The organism is Chromohalobacter beijerinckii (assembly GCF_023061185.1).
In the GTDB taxonomy this organism is placed as follows: Bacteria; Pseudomonadota; Gammaproteobacteria; order Pseudomonadales; family Halomonadaceae; genus Chromohalobacter; species Chromohalobacter beijerinckii.
This window is the reverse complement of record NZ_JAKGAK010000002.1, coordinates 264,209-283,593: the sequence shown is the minus strand read 5'-3', so window position 1 is coordinate 283,593 and position 19,385 is coordinate 264,209. Positions and strand designations below refer to the sequence as shown.

The following is a 19,385-nucleotide window of genomic DNA, read 5'->3' as shown; positions in this document are numbered from 1 at the left end:
GCGCGGCGATACCGCAATACCTGGCTCGCTTACTGCTGGCCTTGGACCATGCCCTGAACGCGCTTCATAAGCTCAGGATCTTGCTGGATCGCCTGGCCAATGGAGTTGAACTCTTCGACACTCATGCCGCTGTCTTCGACAACGCTGACCATCTCTTCATTGGCTTTTTCACGAAGCTCTTTCTGCTTGGCTTCGTCATCCGCGTTCTGAAGCTGCTTGGTGTACTTCTGGGAAACTTGAGCGATTTCCTCAGACGCATCGGCGAACTGCTGAAGCTGTTCGTCAGAAAAATCTTGAGAGGACGCACCTTGAGTCTGGGTTGTCCCGCTTGCTGCCGGGTCTTCCTGCTGTGCCATGGCGGCCTGTGCCGCTACCATTCCGGTCGTCAGCATAGCCGCTGAAACAAGAGCAGTGATCCGTTGCATGAATACCTCCAGGTTATTGCGTGTGCGTAGCCATTGTGACGCCACTGTAGTGGGTGAGTTCACATTTTTCCTGTAACAGAGTGTAAATGCTCACGCGCCATTCAACCAGGCCACCAACGCCTCGATTCCATGACGCACCGTGGCAAGCTCAGGCACGGCCATCGCCGATTCGAGATCGTCGGGGTAGTCGCGTTCCAAAAGCGCCCCGCCATCGAAGTCCACATAGGCCAAGCGCGCCGTCAGTTGCGTCGATTCGCAGCCAAATGCGCTGCCCGGCAAGAGCGCGATGCCGGCCTCTTCGAGCAACCTGGCGGTCAACTCGGCGCTGGTGGCAATCCCACGCGCTCGTAGTATCTCGCGATATGCACTGAAATCGGGGAACAGATAAAAGCCTCCATCCGGCGCGTGCGTGCGAATTCCAGCCGCCTCAAGACGTTGCGCGCACCAGCGTCCGATCGCACTCAACCATTGCCGCTGGGCCTCGAGATACGCTTCCAGCGCCGGCGTCACGCTATACGCGGTGATCGCCGCCGCTTGGACCGGACTCGCCACGCTCGACCACGTTTCCGAGGCGAGCCCCAGCAAGCGCGTTAACAATGCATCGCCCAGCGCTTCGGGCACATTCAACACACCCAAGCGCCACCCCCCGGCACCACACCACTTGGAAAGCCCGCTAGTGGTCAACGTACCCTCGGGGTAATCGAGTGCGAAGGGACGATGTTCTCCGCGGTGATGAAGCGGCCCGTAGATCTCGTCGGAGAGCACCAGCACGCCATGGCGCTTGGCGACCGCGGCCAGTTCACGCTGCATCTCGGGCTCATACGACAGCCCCGTGGGGTTGCCAGGCGCATTGAGGATCAGCAGCCTTAGACTCGGGCCATGCTCACGGCAATGCCGGTCGAGCTGTGCCGGCGTAACCAGCCAGCGGCTATCGAAGCTTGTTTCCAGCCTCACCGCCGGCTGTCCCGCGAGTCGCGCTTGTGGCGCATAGGAGACCCAGGCCGGCGCCGGAATGAGCACTTCGGCACGTGGCAGGGCCTTCATCAGTGCAAACAGCAGCAGCTTGCTCCCCGGGGCGATCAACACGCGTTCGGCTCGCCAATCGGTGCCCTCCAGGTGGCGATGGAAAGCCGCCACCTGTTCGCGCAGCGCCGCCATACCCTGCACCGGCAGGTAGGCTTTGTCGGCGGCGTGTTCGGCCAGCGTCTCCACCGCAGGGGGAAAGACCGGAAATGGCGACTGGCCGAAACCGAACTTGGTGATGCGCCGCCCCTGCGTTTCGAGTAGACGCGACTGCTCGTTGATCAAGAGCGTATCCGAGGCGGCGGTGGCGTTGTGATCGTCGGCGTAGCCCCGGTCCAGCCATTCGGCAGCGCTGGGAGCGGGCCCTGGGACATCGGAGGCAGAGACAGAAGTGGTCATGGCAAACTCCAGAGAAGCGGCAAAAGAAGCGGTGTAAACGAACACGTCACTCGACGTGCAGACGCGAGATCAGCGCCTCGCGCTGACGCAAGGCAAGCACTGCGTCATGCCCCATCTCTCGAGCCACGCGGGACAGCAACAGCTCGACGAGCATGAACAGGCTACTCATGGGGTTGAAGAAGAAGGCGCCCTCGGCCGGCGCAAGCAGCGTCGATTCGCTCAACGCGGCCAGCTGCGAGTTGGAATGGTTCGTCAACGCCAGCAGCGAGGCGCCCTGCTCCACCGCCAGCCGGCAGTAGTCGATGCTCATCCGCGACTCGGGCCTAAAGGCAATGCCGATCACTAGATCGTCTTCGCCCAGCCGTAATGCCTGCTCGATGCTGACACCGGCGTGTCCCGAGACCAGGTGCACACCATCGCGCAGATAATCCAGGTAATACGCCAGGTAATGCGCGGCCCCGAAGCTGGCCCGCAGGCCGATGACGTGGACACGCCGGGCCCGCTGGATGCTAGCCACTGCCGCTGCCAGTTGCGTCGTGTCCAGCGCCTCCACGGTGGCCGAGAGATTTTGCATCTCTTGCTGCCATAGCGCGCGGTCGTCGGACAGCGCGTCGCCTTCTGCCCGAGGCGTCTCGCCGAAATCCAGCAAACGCTGGGCACGCGTGGAATAGAAGGCGCTATCGCTAAGATCCTCACGAAATAGCGCCTGTAGCGCCTTGAACCCCTCCAGGCCGAGGGCGTGCGCCAACCGCGTCAGGCGCGAAGGGTTCACGCCGTGGTGCTGCGCCAATTGCGAGATACCCGACAGGCTCACGGCCTCGGGCTGGGCCAATAGGGCCTCGAGCAAAGCGAGTCCCTTAGCGGAAAGCTTCAGGTCGGCGGCGTCACCACGTCGAGCACGCAGCGCCAGCAGTTGCAGGTCGGCATAGCGCCGGGGAGGCAAGTCGACATTCTCGGCGGACATGGGGCGGGCTCCTGACACCATTCCCTGAAAGGGTTCTGCTTCCAGATTAGGCATCCGCCTCCCGTATTGCAAATTAATTTGCAATACGGGAAATAAAATATCGAGCTCGCCGCTTATAGATTGTCCGTCAGCCCCAGCACGCCAACTGACGCAGGTGGACATCACGCGCCTGCCCCGCCGCCACCGGTGTCAGCCATACCTCGGTGCCCGGCTGGCATTGCGCCAAGCGCGAGCAGGCCAGCGGCGTCAGCGCACCGAGTCGCGGATAACCCCCAATGGTCTGGCGGTCGTTGAGCAAAATGATGGGCTGCCCATCGGCGGGCACCTGGACGGCACCCAGCGGAATTCCCTCGGAGACCATTCCCTCGCCCTGATAATGCAGCTCGGGGCCGGTCAGGCGCACGCCCATGCGGTCGGTGCGTTGATCGATTGTCCAAGCGGTATTGAAGGCCTCGAATACGCTGGTGCCGCTGAAATCGGCAATTTGCGCGCCGCCGACCAGCGCCAACGTCACGCGCTCTCCATCGCCGGGTAACGTGCCCACCCCCGAGGGCAACGTTCGCTCGGGGCCGGCACCGCCCGACCATGTCAGGCAATCGCCTTCGGTCAGCACGCGCCCCTGGCCATCGAGCCCACCCAGGCTTTCGCGCACCGTGCTGGCCACGCTGCCCAGCACCGGCGTGGCATCGAGTCCGCCCGGAAAGGCGAGATAGGCACGCAGACCGGCCCGAGGACTCTCGAACGCCAGGCGCTGCCCGGCAGCGATCGTAAAGCGGCACCCTGGCACTAATGGCTCATCGTCGAGGGTCGCGCCTAGATCAGCCCCCGTCAGGGCCAGCGTCGCCGGAGCCTCAGCGTATAGGGTCAGGCCGCCCACGGTAATTTCCACGCCGGGGGCTTGCGGCGCGTTACCCAGCAGCCAATTGGCCCATCCCAGCGACACCCAATCGGCGGCACCGCCCTGAGTCACGCCGAGATGGCGTACCCCAAAGCGTCCTCCATCTTGTATCAGTGCCAGCGGTCCCGCACGTTCGACGATCAATCCCTTCATGCCTGGGCCTCCGTGGGGGTGTCGCCGCGCTCGGCCAGTGGCGTCGGATCGCCACCCTGTTCAATGAATGCCTCGCGGGAGATAGCCTCGAAACGCACCTTATCGCCGGGGCGAAATAGGCTATAGCCTTCCCGGTCGCGCCCGAACAGTGCCACAGCCGTACGTCCGACGATGTTCCAGCCGCCCGGCGAGAGCGTGGGATAAACCGCCGTCTGGCGCTCGGCGATGGCCACGCTACCGGCGGCGACTTTCTGACGCGGAGTCTTCAGGCGCGGCGTGGCCAACGCATCGTCGAGACGCCCCATAAAGGCGTAACCGGGTGCGAAACCCAACGCGAAGACGCTGTAATCCCGCGCGCAATGCCGCGCGATGACGTCCTCTTGGCTGCCCCCCAGACGCTCGGCAATGCGCTCGAGCTCCGGCCCGACACTAACGTCGTACCACACCGGAATCACATGCCGCTGGCCTTCGCCACTCGTCACGGGCGTGAGGCCTTTCAGCGCCTCGCTCACCCGGGCTCGAGCGGCCTGCAGATCAAGGCGTTGGATATCGTAATGCACCAGCAGCGTGGTGTAGGACGGCACCAGATCGATCAGCGCCTCGCCGAAGGCCTCGCGCAAGGCTCGGTCGGCGGCTAGCATCCACGGCATATTCTCTTCGTCGATGTTGTCGAAAAGGCGCACGATGAGACTGTCCATGCCCACCGTTTCGATACTTGGGTCGCTCACCGGCTCACTCCCGTGCCAGACCATCGAAGGCGTCACGAATGGCGCGCACAGCGGCCACCGACTCAGCATTATCGCCGTGGACGCAAAGCGTATCGGCGGCTAGACGCAGCGTGCTGCCGTCGTTGGCGGTCAGCGCTTCGCCCTTGGCGAGCGTCACCGCCTGCGCCACGATGGTCTCGCGATCATGGTGGACGGCACCCGGCTCGCGCCGCGACACCAGCCGTCCCTGGGAGTCGTAGGCTCGATCGGCGAAGGTCTCGAACCACAGCGTGACGCCCATTTCCTCGGCCAGCGCCCGCATCGGCGCCGGGTCCGCCGTGGCCATGGCGAGTAGCGGCAAGGTGCGATCATAGGCCAGCACGGCGCGCATGGCGCCGCGCAAAAGCTCCGGATCGCGGGCCATGTCGTTGTACAGTGCGCCATGGGGTTTGACGTAGCTCACGGTCGTGCCCTCGGCGCGGCACATGCCCTCCAGCGCGCCGATCTGGTACAGCATCATGTCCTCGACTTCGCGCGGCGAACAAGCCAATGAGCGACGCCCGAAGCCTTGTAGATCGGGATAGGCGGGATGCGCGCCGACACGCACGCCGTGTTGCACGGCCAACGCCACGGTACGCCGCATGATGTCGGGGTCGGAGGCATGAAAGCCACAGGCGATATTGGCGCAATCGACATAGGGCATGACCTCGTCATCGAGGCCCATTTTCCAGTTGCCGAAGCTCTCTCCCATGTCGCAGTTGAGGAGCGGAAGGGACATGAACGTGACCTCTTTTATTGTCGTCGGCTTTCACGGTTTGGATATTTCACTCTAAGAAAGCCCACGAGGCGCGGTCCAATCGTTTTTCGCGATGCACGATATCGGTGGAACCTTTCAGCGCGGCGCGGGAAAACGAGTTGACGCCGCACAGCGCCGGGCTAAAGAATCGAGGCTCACGAATGCCAATCACAACTGACACCGAGGATGCTCCCATGGCCGTAAGCGATCCCTTCCATCTCGCCGTGCAGGTGCGCGACATCGACGAAGCCCGGCGTTTCTACGGCGACTTCCTAGGCTGCCCCGAGGGCCGCTCATCGGAGAGCTGGGTCGACTTCGACCTCTTCGGCCACCAGTTCGTCTGCCATCTCAACCCTGCCCTGAAGGACACCGCCGTGGCCAGTCACAAGAATCCGGTGGACGGTCATGGCGTGCCGGTGCCGCATTTCGGCGTGGTTCTCGAGATGCAGGCCTGGCAGGCCCTGGCCGACAAGCTAAGCGCTCATGGCATCGCCTTCGAAATAGAGCCCTACGTACGCTTCAAGGGCGAACCCGGCGAGCAAGCCACCATGTTCTTCTACGATCCCTCCGGCAATGCCCTGGAGTTCAAGGCCTTCAAGGACCGCGAGGCCCAGCTTTTCAAGAAGACATAACCTAAGCGCCGTTTTTCTTGCTAATGATCCTCGCCGTGGTGCTATTGCACCTGTTCCCTGGGATCGCATTGTATCTACCGCAAGCGATGAACTGACCGACATACTCCCTCAGCACAACGCCAACCCGCCACAACCCCAACGGCCGCTGGTATGCTCCAGCGGCCGTTGGGGTTCGGGTCAAAATAGCCTGAAAGACTTACAGAGGTTTGACGCTCGGCACCGGTGCGGTGGCGTCCTTTGCCAGCGGATTACGCAATGGTAGGGCGAATGGCTTGGCGTCGATTTCGAACACATCTCCCGGCTGGGGGCTGACGCCGTCGCTGAAGCTCAGTGTCGCAGTGCCGAAGAAGTGCACATGAACGTCACCCGGCCGACAGAACTGCGCGTACTTGAAATGATGCGCCTCGAGATTGGCGAGGCTGTGGCACATGTTGTCTTCGCCGGAGATGAACGGTTTCTCCCATAGCACACCGCCGTCGCGCCGGATGCGCGATGTGCCCTGCACGTCGTCGGGCAGTTCGTCGACGAGCAACGTCGGGCCGAAGGAACAGGCACGCAGCTTGGAATGCGCCAGGTACAGGTAGTTCTCGCGCTCGGTGACATGATCCGAGAACTCGTTGCCCAGCGCATAGCCGATGCGACGCGGCGCGCCGTCGTTGTCGATCAGATACAGCCCGGCGATTTCGGGCTCTTCGCCGCCATCCAGCGCGAAATGTGGCATGCGCAGCGCCTCGCCTGGGGCCATGACGATGCCGCCATCGCCCTTGTAGAACCACTCCGGCTGCACGCCGAAATCATCGCCGGTCGGTTTACCGCCCTCGAGCCCCTTGCGGAACATTTTCATCGAGTCGGTGAGCGGCGCTTCGCTCTGATCTGCCTCGTTCATTTGGCGGTGCATCTTGTCGCGCCCCTCGGCACTACCGAGATGCGTCAACCCGGTGCCGGTGACCAGCAAGTGCGCCGGGTCGGGATGATCGAGCGGTGCCAATAGGCGGCCTTGATCGGACAATACCGCGGCGTCGATACGGGCCTCTCCCGGCCACTCGGCAACCAACGCGGCAAGCCCGACATTGCGATCGAGCGCCGTGAGTGCCAGGGCTAGCACGCTATCCACGTCATCTAGACGACGCGCCTGTGTCGGATCGTCTTCGATGACCAGGACGAAACGCTCGCCATTGTCGTTCCGAGCTTGTGCGAGTTGCATGTTATGGGCTCCTGAAGGTCGAGTCGGTGACGGTGGGTCGCTCAATCGTGATAGACCACGCTGCGCCCGCCATCAATGGTGATACAGCTTGCGTTGATGAACGGTGCCTCGTCGGAGGCGAGAAAAACCGCCGTCATGGCGACCTCCCGCGGCGTTCCCAGGCGCCCCGGCGGCAACAGCGCCTCGATCCGCTGCCTGGCCGCCTTCGGATCGTCGAACCCTTGCCAGTGTGCCTCGACCGCGGGCGTGGCGATATACCCCGGCGCGATGGCGTTGACGCGAACACCTTGCCGAGCATATTCGATTCCCAACGACCGCGTCAGCCCCATCAAGCCATGCTTGGCAACCGCATAGGGAAAGCATCCTGGCAGGATGGAAAACGCATGAGTCGAGGCCACGTTGATGATGCTGCCGCTCGCCTGCGCGAGCATGTCCGGCAACACTCCCCGCGCGCAATGCCAGGCGCCTTCCAGGTCCACCGACATGCAGCGCTGCCAAGCAGCCTCGGGCATTTCAAGCGGCGTGTGGAAGACGTTGCGCCCGGCGTTGTTGATCAGCGTCGTAACCGGCCCATGCGCCCCGCGTGCCGTCTCGAGCGCCGCGTCCACCGACGCGGGCTCGGCGATATCGCAGCTCACCGCCACAGCCACGCCGCCGGTATCGCGCAGTTGCCGGGCGACGGCTTGCGCGCCTTCGAGGTCAATATCGGCCAGCGATACGCGCGCACCTTCTTCGACACAAGCCTCGGCCATGGCCCGACCGATGCCGGCCGCAGCCCCGGTAATGAAGACATGTTTGTCATGCAGGCGCGGCGCTCTTTCCGACATCGCACGTCACCCCTTGGCGCGTCGCGTTTGTTTCCAGCGGTCGAACATCACCGCCAGCAGCAGGATCGCCCCGCGTACCAGATATTGATAGAAGGTGGGCACGTTGAGTAGCCCCATCGCATTCTGTACGCAGCCCATGATCAAAACGCCGACTAGCACGCCGGTGATCGAGGCAACCCCACCAGACAGCGAGACGCCACCCAGCACACAGGCGGAAATCACCGCCAGCTCTAGCCCCATCGAAGTGTTGGGGTCGCCAAGTCCCATGCGCGAGGCCAGCAGTACCCCGGCGATGCCCGCGACGACGCCCTGCAGGGCGAACACGGTAATCTTGAGACGCCGGACATTGACCCCAGCCAAGCTCGCCGCCTCGGCGTTGCCCCCGGTGGCTAGCGTATTACGCCCGAATGCCGTCATATTGAGCACGATACCGAAGACCACGAAACACACGATCATGGTCCATACCGGCAGCGTCAGTCCCAGAAATGAGGCACTGCCCAGGTCGAAGAAGCTCGGCACCGTGACCATGACCGCATCACCGCCAGAGGTGATGTAGGCCAACCCACGCACGAACTCCATCGCCGCCAACGTGGCAATCAACGAATTGATGCCGAATTTGGATACCACGAAGCCATTAAAGGCCCCTACCGCGCCGCCGGCGGCGATCCCCACGAGTACGCCGATGAAAACGCTGCCCGAGGTTGAGGTCACAACGGCAGCCACCACGCCAGTAAAGGCGACGATGGAGGCGACCGACAAGTCCACCTCGCCGAGTGCCAGCACCATCATCATGGTGGTCGCGATGGTCCCGATCAGTGTTACCGAGAGTAGCAATCCGACGATATTGCGGCCGGTCAGAAAGTCCGGCACGAATATCGCCAAAGCGATAAAGAGGACGAAAAAAATCGCAATCAACCCGGAGGTGTCGAGCAACGTGCGCAATGCCTTGGCCCGCGGTTTTGGCGCCGTCGGCGAGGTGTCGGTAGCGGCCAGTTTGTCTGTGCTCATGTGGTCAATCTCTTCATGTTGTTAGCGGGTGAGCAACGCGATTGGTGGCAACTCAAGCCGGAAGCGCCAGCCCCAGCAGGCGCTCTTGGGTCGCCTGCTCGCGCGGTACGATATCGACTAGAACGCCATCGCGCATGACGCCGATGCGATCGCAGATCGAGCTGACCTCGGCGAGGTCGCTGGAAATCACGATCACACCCTTCCCCTGTTCCGCCAGGTCATACAGCAAGGTGTAAATATCGCGTCGAGCCCCTACATCAATGCCCCGCGTGGGCTCGTCCATCACGAACAAGTCGATCTCCTCCGCGAGCCAGCGACCGACAATCACCTTCTGCTGATTCCCCCCCGAGAGGGTATTGATCGGTGTGCGATGGTTCGGCGTCTTGATACTCAAACGCTGGATATAGGTCTTGGCGTTCTCGGATTCGCGCGCCGTATGCCGGAACACGCCCCAACGCTTGAAGAAACGCCGGCAGCTGATGTTCAGATTGTCGGAGACGCTCGCCACGGGGAAGATCCCCTGGGATTTACGGTCCTCGGGACACATGGCGATGCCCGCGCGAATCGCTTGTTGAGGCGAGGTAAAGACGCCGGTCTTGTCGCGAAACGTCACCTGCCCCTGGCTCGCCTTTTCCACGCCACACACCAGACGCATCAACTCGCTGCGTCCTGCGCCGACAAGCCCAAAGAGACCAAACACTTCGCCGCGTTTCACCTCCAGACTGACCGGCTCGTTCACGCCGCGCCCCTGAAGGTCATCGATACGCATCAACACATCGCCCATGGCGCGCTGCCTGAAGCCATAAACGTCCTCGATCTGACGTCCCACCATCTCGCCGACCAAGATGTCTTGATCGACGCCTTCCAGCGTTTCATGCGTACGAATATGGCGACCATCACGGAACACCGTCAGCGCATCGCACATCTCGAAGACCTCTTCCATGCGGTGCGTGACGTACAGCACCACGCGCCCCTCCTCGCGTAGCCGCGCAACGATGCGTTTGAGTTGCCGTGTCTCTTGCACCGAAAGACTACTGGTGGGCTCGTCGAAGGCGATGATCTTGGCGTCACGTAATAATGCACGGCCGATCTCGATCATTTGCTGCTGACCGATGGAAAGCTCTCGCACCTTGGTGGCCGGATCGATCTCGCCTTCGCCGAGTTCTTCGAGAATCTCCCGAGCACGCGCCTTCATGGTGCGCCGATCGATGAAGCCGTGACGCTCCGGCAGCTGTCCCAGCAACAGGTTCTCGGCCACCGATAAGTTGGGTGACAGAGTGAGTTCTTGATAAATGATCGCGATGCCATGGGACAACGCCTCACGGGCATTGGCAAAAACATGCGACTGATCGTTGATCCAAAGCTGGCCCGAGGTGGGACGATTGACGCCGCTGAGCACCTTGAGCAAGGTCGACTTCCCCGCACCGTTCTCGCCCATCAAGGCATGTACCTCGCCGGCCTTCGCGGCAAAACTCACACCGTCGAGCGCCCTTACCCCAGGGAACTCGACGGTAATATCGTCGAAACGAAGAAAAGCCTCGGACATACGGCACTCCTGAAGAAAAAAAGCTGCCCGCGCACCGGGGCGCGGGCATCGGTCTTACAAGCCCAGTTCTTCCCGTACGTCTTGCCAGTTGTCCCGCGTCATCAGCTTGCCGGTGGTCTCGGTATTGGCTTTGGGCTTCTCGCCGTCGGTGATCCACTGATAGAGGTTGTCCGCCGACTGGCGCCCATGCATGGTCGAGCTCACGGCGACGGTACCGTGGAAGCCAGTAGGCTTCTCACGCGAGAATTCTGCGAACGCCGCGCCGGAGCCGTTGATGCCTACGCCAATGACTTGGTCTGGATCGAGTCCGTACTGCTCGCTCGCGCGTACGCCGCCCAGCACGCTCTCTTCGTTGAGCGCATAGATCACCCAGTGCTCGAAATCGCCACGCTTGGAGAACACCGGCGATGCCGCCGAAAAGGCGCTGCTGGTATCGGTATTCTGCTGCGGCGCATCGAAGATGTTGTCCTTCTTGAAACCGGACTCGAGCAACGCGGCCGTGGCGCCATCGGTACGCTCTTTTGCGGTAGGCAGTTCATAGTTGGTGATACGCAACGCTGCGACCTCGTCCGGATCCCAGCCGCGATTGTCCATCTCCTCGGCGATGGCGTTACCCACTTGTTCGCCAATTTTGTAGCCGGACATCCCCAAGTGCGGCACGTTCTCCATCGGCTCGCCATCGCTGCCGATAAAGCGATCGTCGACTGTCACCACTTTCATGCCATATTGCTTGGCACGGTTCATGATCGCTGGCCCCAGCCGCACATCCGGCGGACAGATCACGAAGCCCTGGGCACCTTGCGAGTTGAGATTATCGATGGCGCTCAGCACTTCCTGGCCATCCTCGCCCGACAAGCGCACCACTTCGAAGCCTTTCTCTTCACCCAATGCGGTCGCGGCCTCTTGCTCATTGATGAACCACGCCTGCTCGGGCTTCTTGACGATGAAGCCCATCTTGACGTCCTCATCGCTCTGGGCTTGTGCCGTCAGAGGCCCCGCGCTCAGCGCCAAGCCCACGGCCATACCAAGTAGCGTGCGCGTCATCGGTGTTGTAAATGACATCCGGCGTCCTCCTGTGTCCCTTGTGAGGGATTGTTGTTGTGTTACAGAACAGGTTCCTTAACAGTCTGAACAATAGGCATCAGCGAAATAACCTACTAATGCCACTTGACAGGAAGAACGATATCCATTTTGTTATTGTTTTCTCCTGAGGCCAGACACCATGAGCTCCTTGCCCACCCCCCACTGTCACGCTAGTTGGAGTTTCAGCGGCTGTTAGACTCTGAACCATATGGGGCGTGATGAGGTTCCGATGAAGTACTCCGACGAGCGCCGGGAAGCCATCCTCAAGAAGCTGCTCCCACCGCACAACCGCACGGTGGCAGAAGTGGCCCAGGAAGAAGGCATCTCCGCTGCGACACTGTACAACTGGCGCAAGAAGGCTCGACAAGCAGGCCGTTTGCTACCTGACCAGAGCGATGATCCCGAAGGCTGGAGCTCGCAGGACAAGTTCCACGCCGTTCTGGAGACGGCGGCCCTCAGCGAGGCTGAGCGTGCCGAATACTGCCGGCAGCGTGGCCTCTATCCCGAGCAGGTCCAGCGCTGGCGTGCGAGCTGTGAAGGCGCTAACGACCGAAGCGATGCCGCCACCAAGCAGCAGAGTGAGGCACGCAAGGCGGAGCGCCAGGAGAACAAAGCACTCAAGCGCGAGCTCCGCCGCAAGGAGGCCGCGCTGGCGGAAACCGCTGCACTACTGACATTGCGAAAAAAGGCACGAGCGATCTGGGGGGACGAGGACGAATGATCAGCACTTCAGATCGCCAGGACGCCATACAGCTGATCGATGAGGCCCTCGCCGAAGGAGCCCGCCTGCAAGCCGCGTGTGCAGAGCTCGGCATCGGTACCAACACGTATCGCCGCTGGGTGCGGGGTGATCAGGATCGCCGGCCTAAAGCGGTGAGGCCTGTCCCGCGCCATGCCCTATCGCCGGAGGAACGTCAGCAGGTGCTGGAGATTTGCCATCGTCCTGAGTTCGCCAGCCTGCCGCCCGGACAGATCGTGCCGCGGCTGCTGGACGAAGAAGGCCGCTACGTGGCGTCAGAGTCCAGCTACTACCGCATCCTCCGGGAGCATGGTGAGCAGCACCACCGTGGCCGCGCTCGCGCTCCACGTCCCAAGGGCGACCCACAGCGACACCGGGTGACACGCCCCAATGCTTGCTGGAGCTGGGACGTGACCTACTTACCGACCCAGGTGCGTGGGCAGTTCTACTACCTGTACATGATCATCGACATCTACAGCCGCAAAATCGTCGATGCCGAGGTCTTCGACCAGGAATCCATGGCCAACAGCAGCGAGGTAATCCAGCGTGCCGTACTGCGGGAAGGCTGCATCAACCAGCCACTGGTATTGCACGCCGATAATGGCTCCGCCATGAAAGGCTCGACGCTTCAGGCGACGCTGCAGCGGTTAAACATCACCCCATCGTACAGCCGCCCTCGGGTCTCCAATGACAACGCCTTCTCGGAGTCGCTGTTCAGGACCTGCAAGTACCGGCCCGACTACCCGATGGACGGCTACGAGAGCCTGTTAGCGGCGCAGCAGTGGGTGACGCGCTTCGTGCACTGGTACAACCACGAACACCGCCACAGCGCCATACGGTTCGTCACCCCGGGTGAGCGGCATGCCGGCCTGGATAACGAGGTGCTGGCAAGGCGAGGCGCCATCTATGCCGAGGCGAAACGGCAACATCCCGGGCGGTGGAGCAGTGCCACCCGCAACTGGACACCGCGCCGGACAGTCTGGCTGAACCCCGACCAGGAAGACCCGCTGGTTCAACAGGATCAGCGATTAGAAGCCGCCTGATTCCAGGTTCCAACAAGCTTGACAGTCATCGCCACTGACTGGTTCATGAAGGTGCGACTAAAGTTGCGCCATTTGCAGCTATTCATCGCATTGGATGAGCTTCGCAACCTGCACCGTGCCGCCGAGCGCCTGGGTATGAGTCAGCCGGCGGCATCCAAACTGCTGGGAGAGCTAGAGAGCCAGCTCGGCCTCGTGCTGTTCGACCGTCACCCGCGAGGCATCGCCCCCAACTGGTACGGCGAGACGGTAATCCGACACGCGCGCGGCATCATGTCGTCGCTTCACCAGGCCGGCGACGAATTGAATGCATTGCATGCGGGCAGTGCGGGGAGTGTCTCGGTGGGGACGGTGATGGCGCCTGCCGTCACGCTGCTGACCAGCGCGGTGGAGCGTGTGCATCGCGACCGTCCCAACCTCAAGGTCAGCATCGATGTGGATGTCAGCCACGAGCTGATCCCGCGCCTCATGGAGGGTGAGTTCGACTTCGCCATCGCGCGAATTCCCTCGACGCTTCCGGCGGGCGATTTCGTCTTCGAGGAGATCGGCGAGGAGGCGTTGTGTTTCGTGTGTCGCGCCGACCATCCACTGGCCCAACGCGAGTCACTGAACCTGGCGGCGATGGTCGACTACCCTTGGGTATTGCAGCCGCCCGGTGCCTTGATGCGCCAGCGGGTCGATCACCTGTTCCTGCACCATGGTGTGGCGTTGCCGCGTCAAATCGTCGACACGCCGGACATCCTGGTGGCGCTGGCCATGGTCGACAAGTCAGATACCGTGACGGTTACCACGCAGCAGGTAGCGGACCTGCTCTGCGACCAGCCGCGCTTTCGCATTCTGCCATTCCCAGAGGCGCTGAGCGTGCAGCCCTACGGGCTGGTCAGCCTGCGCGAGCAGCGGCTTTCGCCCGGCGCGGCGGCGTTGATGTCGACCCTGCGCGAGATCATCCGTGGGCGATGAGTCACGCCCTCAGCAACGCACGCTTATTCGTGGAAGGCATCGACGCTGACGCGCTGGCCAAGCAGGAAAGCATCGGCGACATGCCGTAGCGGCGCGACATCGACATCGCTCTCGCCATTGGCGATGAGTTCGGCAAAGCGTGCGTAGAGTCCAGGATACTCGGCATCGCCGCCTTCCATCATCACCTCATCACCGATGGTCAAGCGACTGCCACCTTGAGTCAGCGACAGCGGCCCGGCATCGGTCTCGATGTGAATGTCCCAGGTCTGTGGTCCGGTCTGACGCCAGTCGAACTCGGCCCGAATGTCGGCATCATGCGCATCGCGAAACGCCAGCGTCGCCGCGATCGGTCCCTGCCGATTGGCCGGCACTGCAAGCTCGCCCTGGGTGAGAAAGAACGGGTCGGGCAGAATCGCAGTGATGATCGACAGCGCGTTGATGCCGGGGTCGAACACGCCCAGACCACCGGCTTCCCAGATCCATTCCTGGCCAGGGTGCCAACGCCGCACGTCTTCCTTCCATCGCACGTTGACCGAACGCACGCGACGCTCACTCAGCCACTCACGGGCCTGGGCAACCCCCGCCGCGTAACGCGAATGCCAGGTCGCGAACAGCGTCACGCCGGCACGTTCGGCCTGGGCACGTAGATCTTCCACCTCGCTCAGCGTCGCGCCCGGCGGTTTTTCCAGCATCACATGCTTGCCTGCGGCGATAGCCGCGCGCGCCTGGCGATAACGCACTTGCGGGGGCGCGCACAGCGAGATCGCCTGGATGTCCGGACGCTCATCGAGCAGGGTCTGGATATCGCGAAAATGCGCGACACCCTCAAGTGAGGCATTGCGGCTAGCCACCGCATCGAGCGTGAACGCGGCATTATCGTGTAGCGCAGGGACGTGCTGGTCGCGTGCTATCTTGCCGAATCCGACGATGGCAATGGAAGTGGAATTCATGAAGGCTCCTTATCCGATGAATCATCCGCGCGAGGGTGAGGCCATGCCGCGCCACCCGCTCATAAGCGCTCGAGGTAGGCGCTGCCGCCCAGTTGACGCATTTGCTGCCGAATCCACTGGCTGCGTTGCTGAATGTACGCCGACGGCCGCGACGCACTCCACTCGCGCGGATTGGGCAGAATCGCCGCCAGACGGCTGGCCTGCGCTGCGGTGAGCTGATCAGCGTGCACGCCAAAATAATGCTGCGCGGCGGCTTCGAGACCGAACACGCCGCTATCCCACTCCACCACATTGAGATACACCTCGAGGATGCGCTCCTTGGGCCACAGCAGTTCGATCAATACCGTGAACCAGGCTTCGAAGCCCTTGCGCACCCAGGTGCGTCCGGTCCACAGGAACAGGTTCTTGGCGGTCTGTTGGCTGATGGTGCTGGCACCGCGCAGGCTGTCGCCGCTGAACCAGGCGTCTAGTGCCTTCTGCATCTGATTGAAATCGAAGCCGTGATGCATGGGAAAGCGCTGGTCCTCTGAGGCGATCACCGCCAGCTTGGCATTGTCGGAAAGCGATGCCCACGGCCGCCACTGCTGCTGGATCGAGATCGGCTCGCCACTCACCCAGGACTCGATCTTACGCTCCAGCATCACCGTCGAACCGAAGACCGGCACCACACGAAACACCAGCACCAGCAATACCGACAGCCCGACGAAGCCGAGTATCACGAACAACAAAAAGCGCAGTCCCCTGCGCAACCAATCCCGCGTCATGCGTTAGCCTTATTGGGTCGCAGCATCATGACGAAGGAGTATATCAGGCCTGCCCGTTAACAGACTGCCGCATAGCCCGACGCCAACCTACTGCGTGCGCCGATAGCCATCTAATGCGTTTCGTGGCTAAAAGCGATATCTATTCGATTATCATATTCGCATGCCCCCTAATAAACGGATGCCACCCTGCACACCCAAGACCAAAGGCGTGATACCAAAGTAGTGCGATATGACATCCATATTAGTGTGCTTGCAACCCCGACCCGCTCATTCGATCATGGGTCGTGCCGGTCCTGATACCAGGGTCGCCGCCTCCTTACCGTGATACTCGGGAGCATCGCCATGTGGCCGCAACGTGAACTGCTCGACCGCCTCGCCATCGAACTGCCCATCGTCCAGGCTCCCATGGCTGGCGCCAACGACGCGACACTGGCCATCGCCGCTAGTCGAGGGGGCGCGCTGGGCTCCATCCCTTGCGCCACGCTCGCCCCCAAGCGAATCGAGCAGGAAGTCGCACGGTTTCGCGAGCATGCCACCGGCCCGCTCAATCTCAACTTTTTCTGCCACTTGCCGTCACCGCCCGATCCCTGCGCCGAAGCTGCCTGGCGCGAGCGCTTGGCACCGTTTTATCGCGAGGCGGGACTCGACCCCGAGGATGCCGCCCCGGCCGCCCAACGCACGCCCTTCGACGAGGTCCAGTGCGCGCTGGTCGAGCGTCTGCGTCCCGAGGTCGTGAGCTTTCATTTCGGCTTGCCGGACGCGCCCTTGCTGGCCCGCGTTAAAGCCACCGGCGCCACGGTCATGGCCAGTGCCACCACCGTCGCCGAGGGCCGCTGGCTGGCCACCAACGGTGCGGACATCATCATCGCCCAGGGGCTCGAAGCCGGCGGACACCGTGGTGTTTTTCTGGAGGATACCCGCGCGGACACGGTGGCCGACGCCATGGCCCGCCAGCCCGGCACCTTCGCGCTGGTGCCGCAGCTCGTCGATGCCATCGACCGGCCCGTCATCGCCGCCGGCGGCATCGGCGACGCACGCGGCGTCGCCGCCGCCTTCGCGTTGGGTGCCTGTGGCGTGCAGCTCGGCAGCTACTACCTGTCCACGCCGGAAAGTCTGATCAGCGACATTCATCGCGCTGCCCTGACCAAGGCCCGCGACGACAACACTGTCGTCACCCGCCTGTTCTCCGGCCGCCCGGCGCGCAGCCTCGTCAATCGAGTGATTCGCGAGCTCGGCCCGCTCTCTCCAGCCGCCCCGCCCTTCCCCACCGCCGGTGGCGCGCTCGCTCCGCTCAAGCAAGCCGCCGAGGCCCAAGGACGTGGCGACTTCTCATCGCTGTGGGCCGGCCAGGCAGCGGCACTGTCGCCCCACGGCGACGCCGAGACTCTCACGCGCCGACTGGGCGACGAGACGCTGGCACGACTCCAGACGCTGGCTCCGCGTTGATCACGCCCCCGTCACCCTGACTTGCCACCTCCGACGATCAGCCCGTTGAAAGACGACCTGCAAAGCCGTCATAATCCCTTAGCCAACAAAATATCGTCACGTTATCGATTCGCCTGCTTTCGTCCTCAGCGACGTCGCATCCGCTTCCGGTAACGCCCACGACACACAAGGAAAAGGCTTTGCATCCTCTCTCGCTGGCACCCGCTTCCCGGTGCCATCGCTCCCTCTGCGTCGGTGGCCGCGCATGACGCAGGTCGACCGGCTCTTCGAACGCTACGGCCCCCGCTACCGCCTGTGGGTCACCCTGACCGTGATGCTGGGACTCGTGGCACTCGGCATGTCGATCACCATCGTCAATGTAGCGGTGCCTTATATAAAAGGCGCGTTCGGCATGAGCGATTCCCAGGTCCAGTGGCTGTCGACCGGCTTTCTGGCCTCGACGACCGTTTCGCTGCTCGTCGCGCCGTGGCTGGTCTCCGCCGTCGGCCAGCGCGCCACCTTCATCGGTTTGTTGATCGTGTTCATCGCCGCCTCAATCCTCGGTGGCCTGGGACAAGGCATGGGCATGCTCATCGCTGCACGCGTCATTCAGGGCGGAATGACAGGGCTGATCCGTCCGGTGGCAATGCAGGCGTTGTTCGCGGCCTATCCGCCCGAAGGACGCGGCATGGCGACAGCGATGTACGGCATGTGCCTGGGACTGCCGCTGACGCTGGCCACGGTGATCGGCGGCTGGCTGGTCGAGCATTTCACCTGGCGTTACGTCTTCTTCGTGACCCTACCGATCTGCGTGGCGGCGGCGGTGATGGGCTACTTCTTCCTGCCCTCGCGAGAACAAAAGGGCCCGCGCCCGCCCTTCGACTGGGCCGGCGTCGTGCTGCTATTCGTTGCGGTTTTCTCACTGCTCGCGGCGCTTTCCAACGGCCAGCGCTGGGGCTGGTATGACCCGCGCGTGCCGGGCTTGATCCTCATCGCCCTCGTCTGTGGCACCGCGTTCGTGGTTTGGCAGAAGCGCACCGCGCATCCGTTGATGGAACTGGCGATTTTCCGCAATCGCGTGTTCGTGGTCGGCACCCTGGCGATGTTCCTGTTCGGTGGCACCTTCTACGGCATCATGTATTTGCTGCCGCAGTTCGTGCAGTCGGTGCTGCATTACAGCCCGATCACCGCCGGACAGATCTTTCTGCCCTCCACCGCCGTGCTGGGAGTGCTAGTGCCACTGGTGGGTTGGTTGAGCGACCGTCACCCACCGCACCGACTCACCATGCCGGGGCTGGCCTGCACGATGTATGCGGTGTGGTTGATGGCACAAATGGACTGGAATACCTCGTTCGCATACCTGGCGACGGCGATGGGCATTCTGTCCATCGGCATGGCCGCGTTTCCCCCACCAACACTTTCCAACGCCATCGCCGGCCTGCCCCGGCACCTGACCGGCCACGGTTCCGGCGCTATCAACTTCGCGTTGCAGCTCGGCGGTGCACTGGGCACGGCGGCGTTGGTCATCCTGCTCGACCGGCAAACGGCACAGCATGGACAAGCGCTCAACGCGGGCGTCAACGCCGATAACGCCCTCGCCCAGCAGCAACTCCACCAGCTCGCCGAGCTGGCTGGCCATCTCGGCACCGCCGCCACCCAGCAAGGTGCCATGGCCGGATATCTGATGGAACGTATCGAGACGATCTGGGCATCGATCCTCGCTTATCAAGATGGCTTCTGGGTGCTCACGGGGAGCCTGTTCATCGTCGCGATCCCCTCGCTTCTGCTCAGCCGCTGGCGCGCCACGACGCCCAAGTGACCACGACGTCTACGTAACGCACG

The 19,385-nt window shown here is 62.6% G+C and carries 17 protein-coding genes and 1 pseudogene; 5 read left to right on the top strand and 13 right to left on the bottom strand.

Annotation, left to right across the window (positions count from 1 at the left end):
- Positions 1-29: 29 nt before the first annotated feature.
- The 6 genes from L1075_RS03355 to L1075_RS03330 form a co-directional block, all read right to left on the bottom strand.
- Entirely contained in the window at positions 30-425 is a 396-nt protein-coding gene (locus L1075_RS03355; protein WP_246939871.1) for a DUF4168 domain-containing protein, read from the bottom strand.
- A gap of 90 nt (positions 426-515) precedes the next feature.
- Positions 516-1,847, bottom strand: coding sequence for a pyridoxal phosphate-dependent aminotransferase (locus L1075_RS03350; protein ID WP_246939868.1), 1,332 nt, complete (start codon positions 1,845-1,847; stop codon positions 516-518).
- A gap of 46 nt (positions 1,848-1,893) precedes the next feature.
- Positions 1,894-2,811, bottom strand: coding sequence for a MurR/RpiR family transcriptional regulator (locus tag L1075_RS03345; protein ID WP_246939865.1), 918 nt, complete (start codon positions 2,809-2,811; stop codon positions 1,894-1,896).
- Between the two features lie 127 nt (positions 2,812-2,938).
- Positions 2,939-3,862 (bottom strand): 5-oxoprolinase subunit C family protein, encoded by a 924-nt coding sequence (locus L1075_RS03340; protein WP_246939861.1) that lies wholly within the window; start codon positions 3,860-3,862, stop codon positions 2,939-2,941.
- The gene (locus tag L1075_RS03335) at positions 3,859-4,614 is read right to left on the bottom strand and encodes a 5-oxoprolinase subunit B family protein (protein ID WP_246939943.1); all 756 of its coding nucleotides are present in this window, start codon (positions 4,612-4,614) and stop codon (positions 3,859-3,861) included. Before L1075_RS03335 ends, L1075_RS03340 begins: the two co-directional genes overlap by 4 nt.
- Positions 4,595-5,347: a 5-oxoprolinase subunit PxpA gene (locus L1075_RS03330; protein ID WP_246939858.1), complete on the bottom strand. Its 753-nt coding sequence runs from the start codon at positions 5,345-5,347 to the stop codon at positions 4,595-4,597. The genes L1075_RS03335 and L1075_RS03330 overlap by 20 nt, the downstream gene beginning before the upstream one ends.
- A 212-nt stretch (positions 5,348-5,559) precedes the next feature.
- On the opposite strand from L1075_RS03330, the gene L1075_RS03325 reads away from it, so the two are divergent.
- Entirely contained in the window at positions 5,560-5,997 is a 438-nt protein-coding gene (locus tag L1075_RS03325; RefSeq protein ID WP_246939855.1) for a VOC family protein, read from the top strand.
- Between the two features lie 196 nt (positions 5,998-6,193).
- On the opposite strand, the gene araD1 is transcribed toward L1075_RS03325, so the two are convergent.
- Genes araD1 through L1075_RS03300 form a run of 5 tightly spaced genes read right to left on the bottom strand, consistent with a single transcriptional unit; the run spans position 6,194 to position 11,644 of the window.
- Positions 6,194-7,201 (bottom strand): AraD1 family protein, encoded by a 1,008-nt coding sequence (araD1, locus tag L1075_RS03320; RefSeq protein WP_246939852.1) that lies wholly within the window; start codon positions 7,199-7,201, stop codon positions 6,194-6,196.
- Positions 7,202-7,242: 41 nt separating this feature from the next.
- Positions 7,243-8,028 carry an SDR family oxidoreductase gene (locus L1075_RS03315; protein WP_246939849.1) on the bottom strand — a complete coding sequence of 262 codons (786 nt, stop codon included), beginning with the start codon at positions 8,026-8,028 and terminating at the stop codon, positions 7,243-7,245.
- Between the two features lie 6 nt (positions 8,029-8,034).
- A complete protein-coding gene (gene araH / locus L1075_RS03310) occupies positions 8,035-9,036 on the bottom strand; it encodes an L-arabinose ABC transporter permease AraH (RefSeq protein WP_040244297.1) in 1,002 nt (333 codons plus the stop codon).
- Positions 9,037-9,088: 52 nt separating this feature from the next.
- On the bottom strand, positions 9,089-10,582 hold the full coding sequence (gene araG / locus L1075_RS03305) for an L-arabinose ABC transporter ATP-binding protein AraG (protein WP_040244298.1): 1,494 nt from the start codon (positions 10,580-10,582) through the stop codon (positions 9,089-9,091).
- A gap of 54 nt (positions 10,583-10,636) precedes the next feature.
- Positions 10,637-11,644, bottom strand: coding sequence for an arabinose ABC transporter substrate-binding protein (locus L1075_RS03300; protein ID WP_082021383.1), 1,008 nt, complete (start codon positions 11,642-11,644; stop codon positions 10,637-10,639).
- A gap of 250 nt (positions 11,645-11,894) precedes the next feature.
- On the opposite strand from L1075_RS03300, the pseudogene L1075_RS03295 reads away from it, so the two are divergent.
- Positions 11,895-13,447 (top strand): annotated as a pseudogene (locus tag L1075_RS03295) (IS3 family transposase).
- A 45-nt stretch (positions 13,448-13,492) separates the two neighbouring features.
- Complete coding sequence (locus tag L1075_RS03290) at positions 13,493-14,404, top strand: LysR substrate-binding domain-containing protein (RefSeq protein ID WP_246939846.1); 912 nt, start codon at positions 13,493-13,495, stop codon at positions 14,402-14,404.
- 23 nt (positions 14,405-14,427) lie between these two features.
- Here the strand turns inward: L1075_RS03290 and L1075_RS03285 are convergent, their stop codons facing one another.
- Positions 14,428-15,354, bottom strand: coding sequence for a Gfo/Idh/MocA family protein (locus L1075_RS03285; protein ID WP_246939843.1), 927 nt, complete (start codon positions 15,352-15,354; stop codon positions 14,428-14,430).
- Positions 15,355-15,413: 59 nt separating this feature from the next.
- Complete coding sequence (mtgA, locus tag L1075_RS03280; RefSeq protein WP_040244305.1) at positions 15,414-16,118, bottom strand: monofunctional biosynthetic peptidoglycan transglycosylase; 705 nt, start codon at positions 16,116-16,118, stop codon at positions 15,414-15,416.
- A gap of 342 nt (positions 16,119-16,460) precedes the next feature.
- Here mtgA and L1075_RS03275 point away from each other — a divergent pair, with 342 nt between their 5' ends.
- Positions 16,461-17,564 (top strand): NAD(P)H-dependent flavin oxidoreductase, encoded by a 1,104-nt coding sequence (locus L1075_RS03275; RefSeq protein ID WP_246939841.1) that lies wholly within the window; start codon positions 16,461-16,463, stop codon positions 17,562-17,564.
- A 244-nt stretch (positions 17,565-17,808) separates the two neighbouring features.
- Positions 17,809-19,362 (top strand): DHA2 family efflux MFS transporter permease subunit, encoded by a 1,554-nt coding sequence (locus tag L1075_RS03270; RefSeq protein WP_246939838.1) that lies wholly within the window; start codon positions 17,809-17,811, stop codon positions 19,360-19,362.
- The last annotated feature ends 23 nt before the right edge of the window (positions 19,363-19,385 follow it).

Bases quoted from the DNA above. Each gene is read 5' to 3' on its own strand.
- L1075_RS03355 (WP_246939871.1), bottom strand. From the start codon at position 425: ATGCAACGGATCACTGCTCTTGTTTCAGCGGCTATGCTGACGACCGGA.
- L1075_RS03350 (WP_246939868.1), bottom strand. From the start codon at position 1,847: ATGACCACTTCTGTCTCTGCCTCCGATGTCCCAGGGCCCGCTCCCAGC.
- L1075_RS03345 (WP_246939865.1), bottom strand. From the start codon at position 2,811: ATGTCCGCCGAGAATGTCGACTTGCCTCCCCGGCGCTATGCCGACCTG.
- L1075_RS03340 (WP_246939861.1), bottom strand. From the start codon at position 3,862: ATGAAGGGATTGATCGTCGAACGTGCGGGACCGCTGGCACTGATACAA.
- L1075_RS03335 (WP_246939943.1), bottom strand. From the start codon at position 4,614: ATGGTCTGGCACGGGAGTGAGCCGGTGAGCGACCCAAGTATCGAAACG.
- L1075_RS03330 (WP_246939858.1), bottom strand. From the start codon at position 5,347: ATGTCCCTTCCGCTCCTCAACTGCGACATGGGAGAGAGCTTCGGCAAC.
- L1075_RS03325 (WP_246939855.1), top strand. From the start codon at position 5,560: ATGGCCGTAAGCGATCCCTTCCATCTCGCCGTGCAGGTGCGCGACATC.
- araD1 (WP_246939852.1), bottom strand. From the start codon at position 7,201: ATGCAACTCGCACAAGCTCGGAACGACAATGGCGAGCGTTTCGTCCTG.
- L1075_RS03315 (WP_246939849.1), bottom strand. From the start codon at position 8,028: ATGTCGGAAAGAGCGCCGCGCCTGCATGACAAACATGTCTTCATTACC.
- araH (WP_040244297.1), bottom strand. From the start codon at position 9,036: ATGAGCACAGACAAACTGGCCGCTACCGACACCTCGCCGACGGCGCCA.
- araG (WP_040244298.1), bottom strand. From the start codon at position 10,582: ATGTCCGAGGCTTTTCTTCGTTTCGACGATATTACCGTCGAGTTCCCT.
- L1075_RS03300 (WP_082021383.1), bottom strand. From the start codon at position 11,644: ATGTCATTTACAACACCGATGACGCGCACGCTACTTGGTATGGCCGTG.
- L1075_RS03290 (WP_246939846.1), top strand. From the start codon at position 13,493: ATGAAGGTGCGACTAAAGTTGCGCCATTTGCAGCTATTCATCGCATTG.
- L1075_RS03285 (WP_246939843.1), bottom strand. From the start codon at position 15,354: ATGAATTCCACTTCCATTGCCATCGTCGGATTCGGCAAGATAGCACGC.
- mtgA (WP_040244305.1), bottom strand. From the start codon at position 16,118: ATGACGCGGGATTGGTTGCGCAGGGGACTGCGCTTTTTGTTGTTCGTG.
- L1075_RS03275 (WP_246939841.1), top strand. From the start codon at position 16,461: ATGTGGCCGCAACGTGAACTGCTCGACCGCCTCGCCATCGAACTGCCC.
- L1075_RS03270 (WP_246939838.1), top strand. From the start codon at position 17,809: ATGACGCAGGTCGACCGGCTCTTCGAACGCTACGGCCCCCGCTACCGC.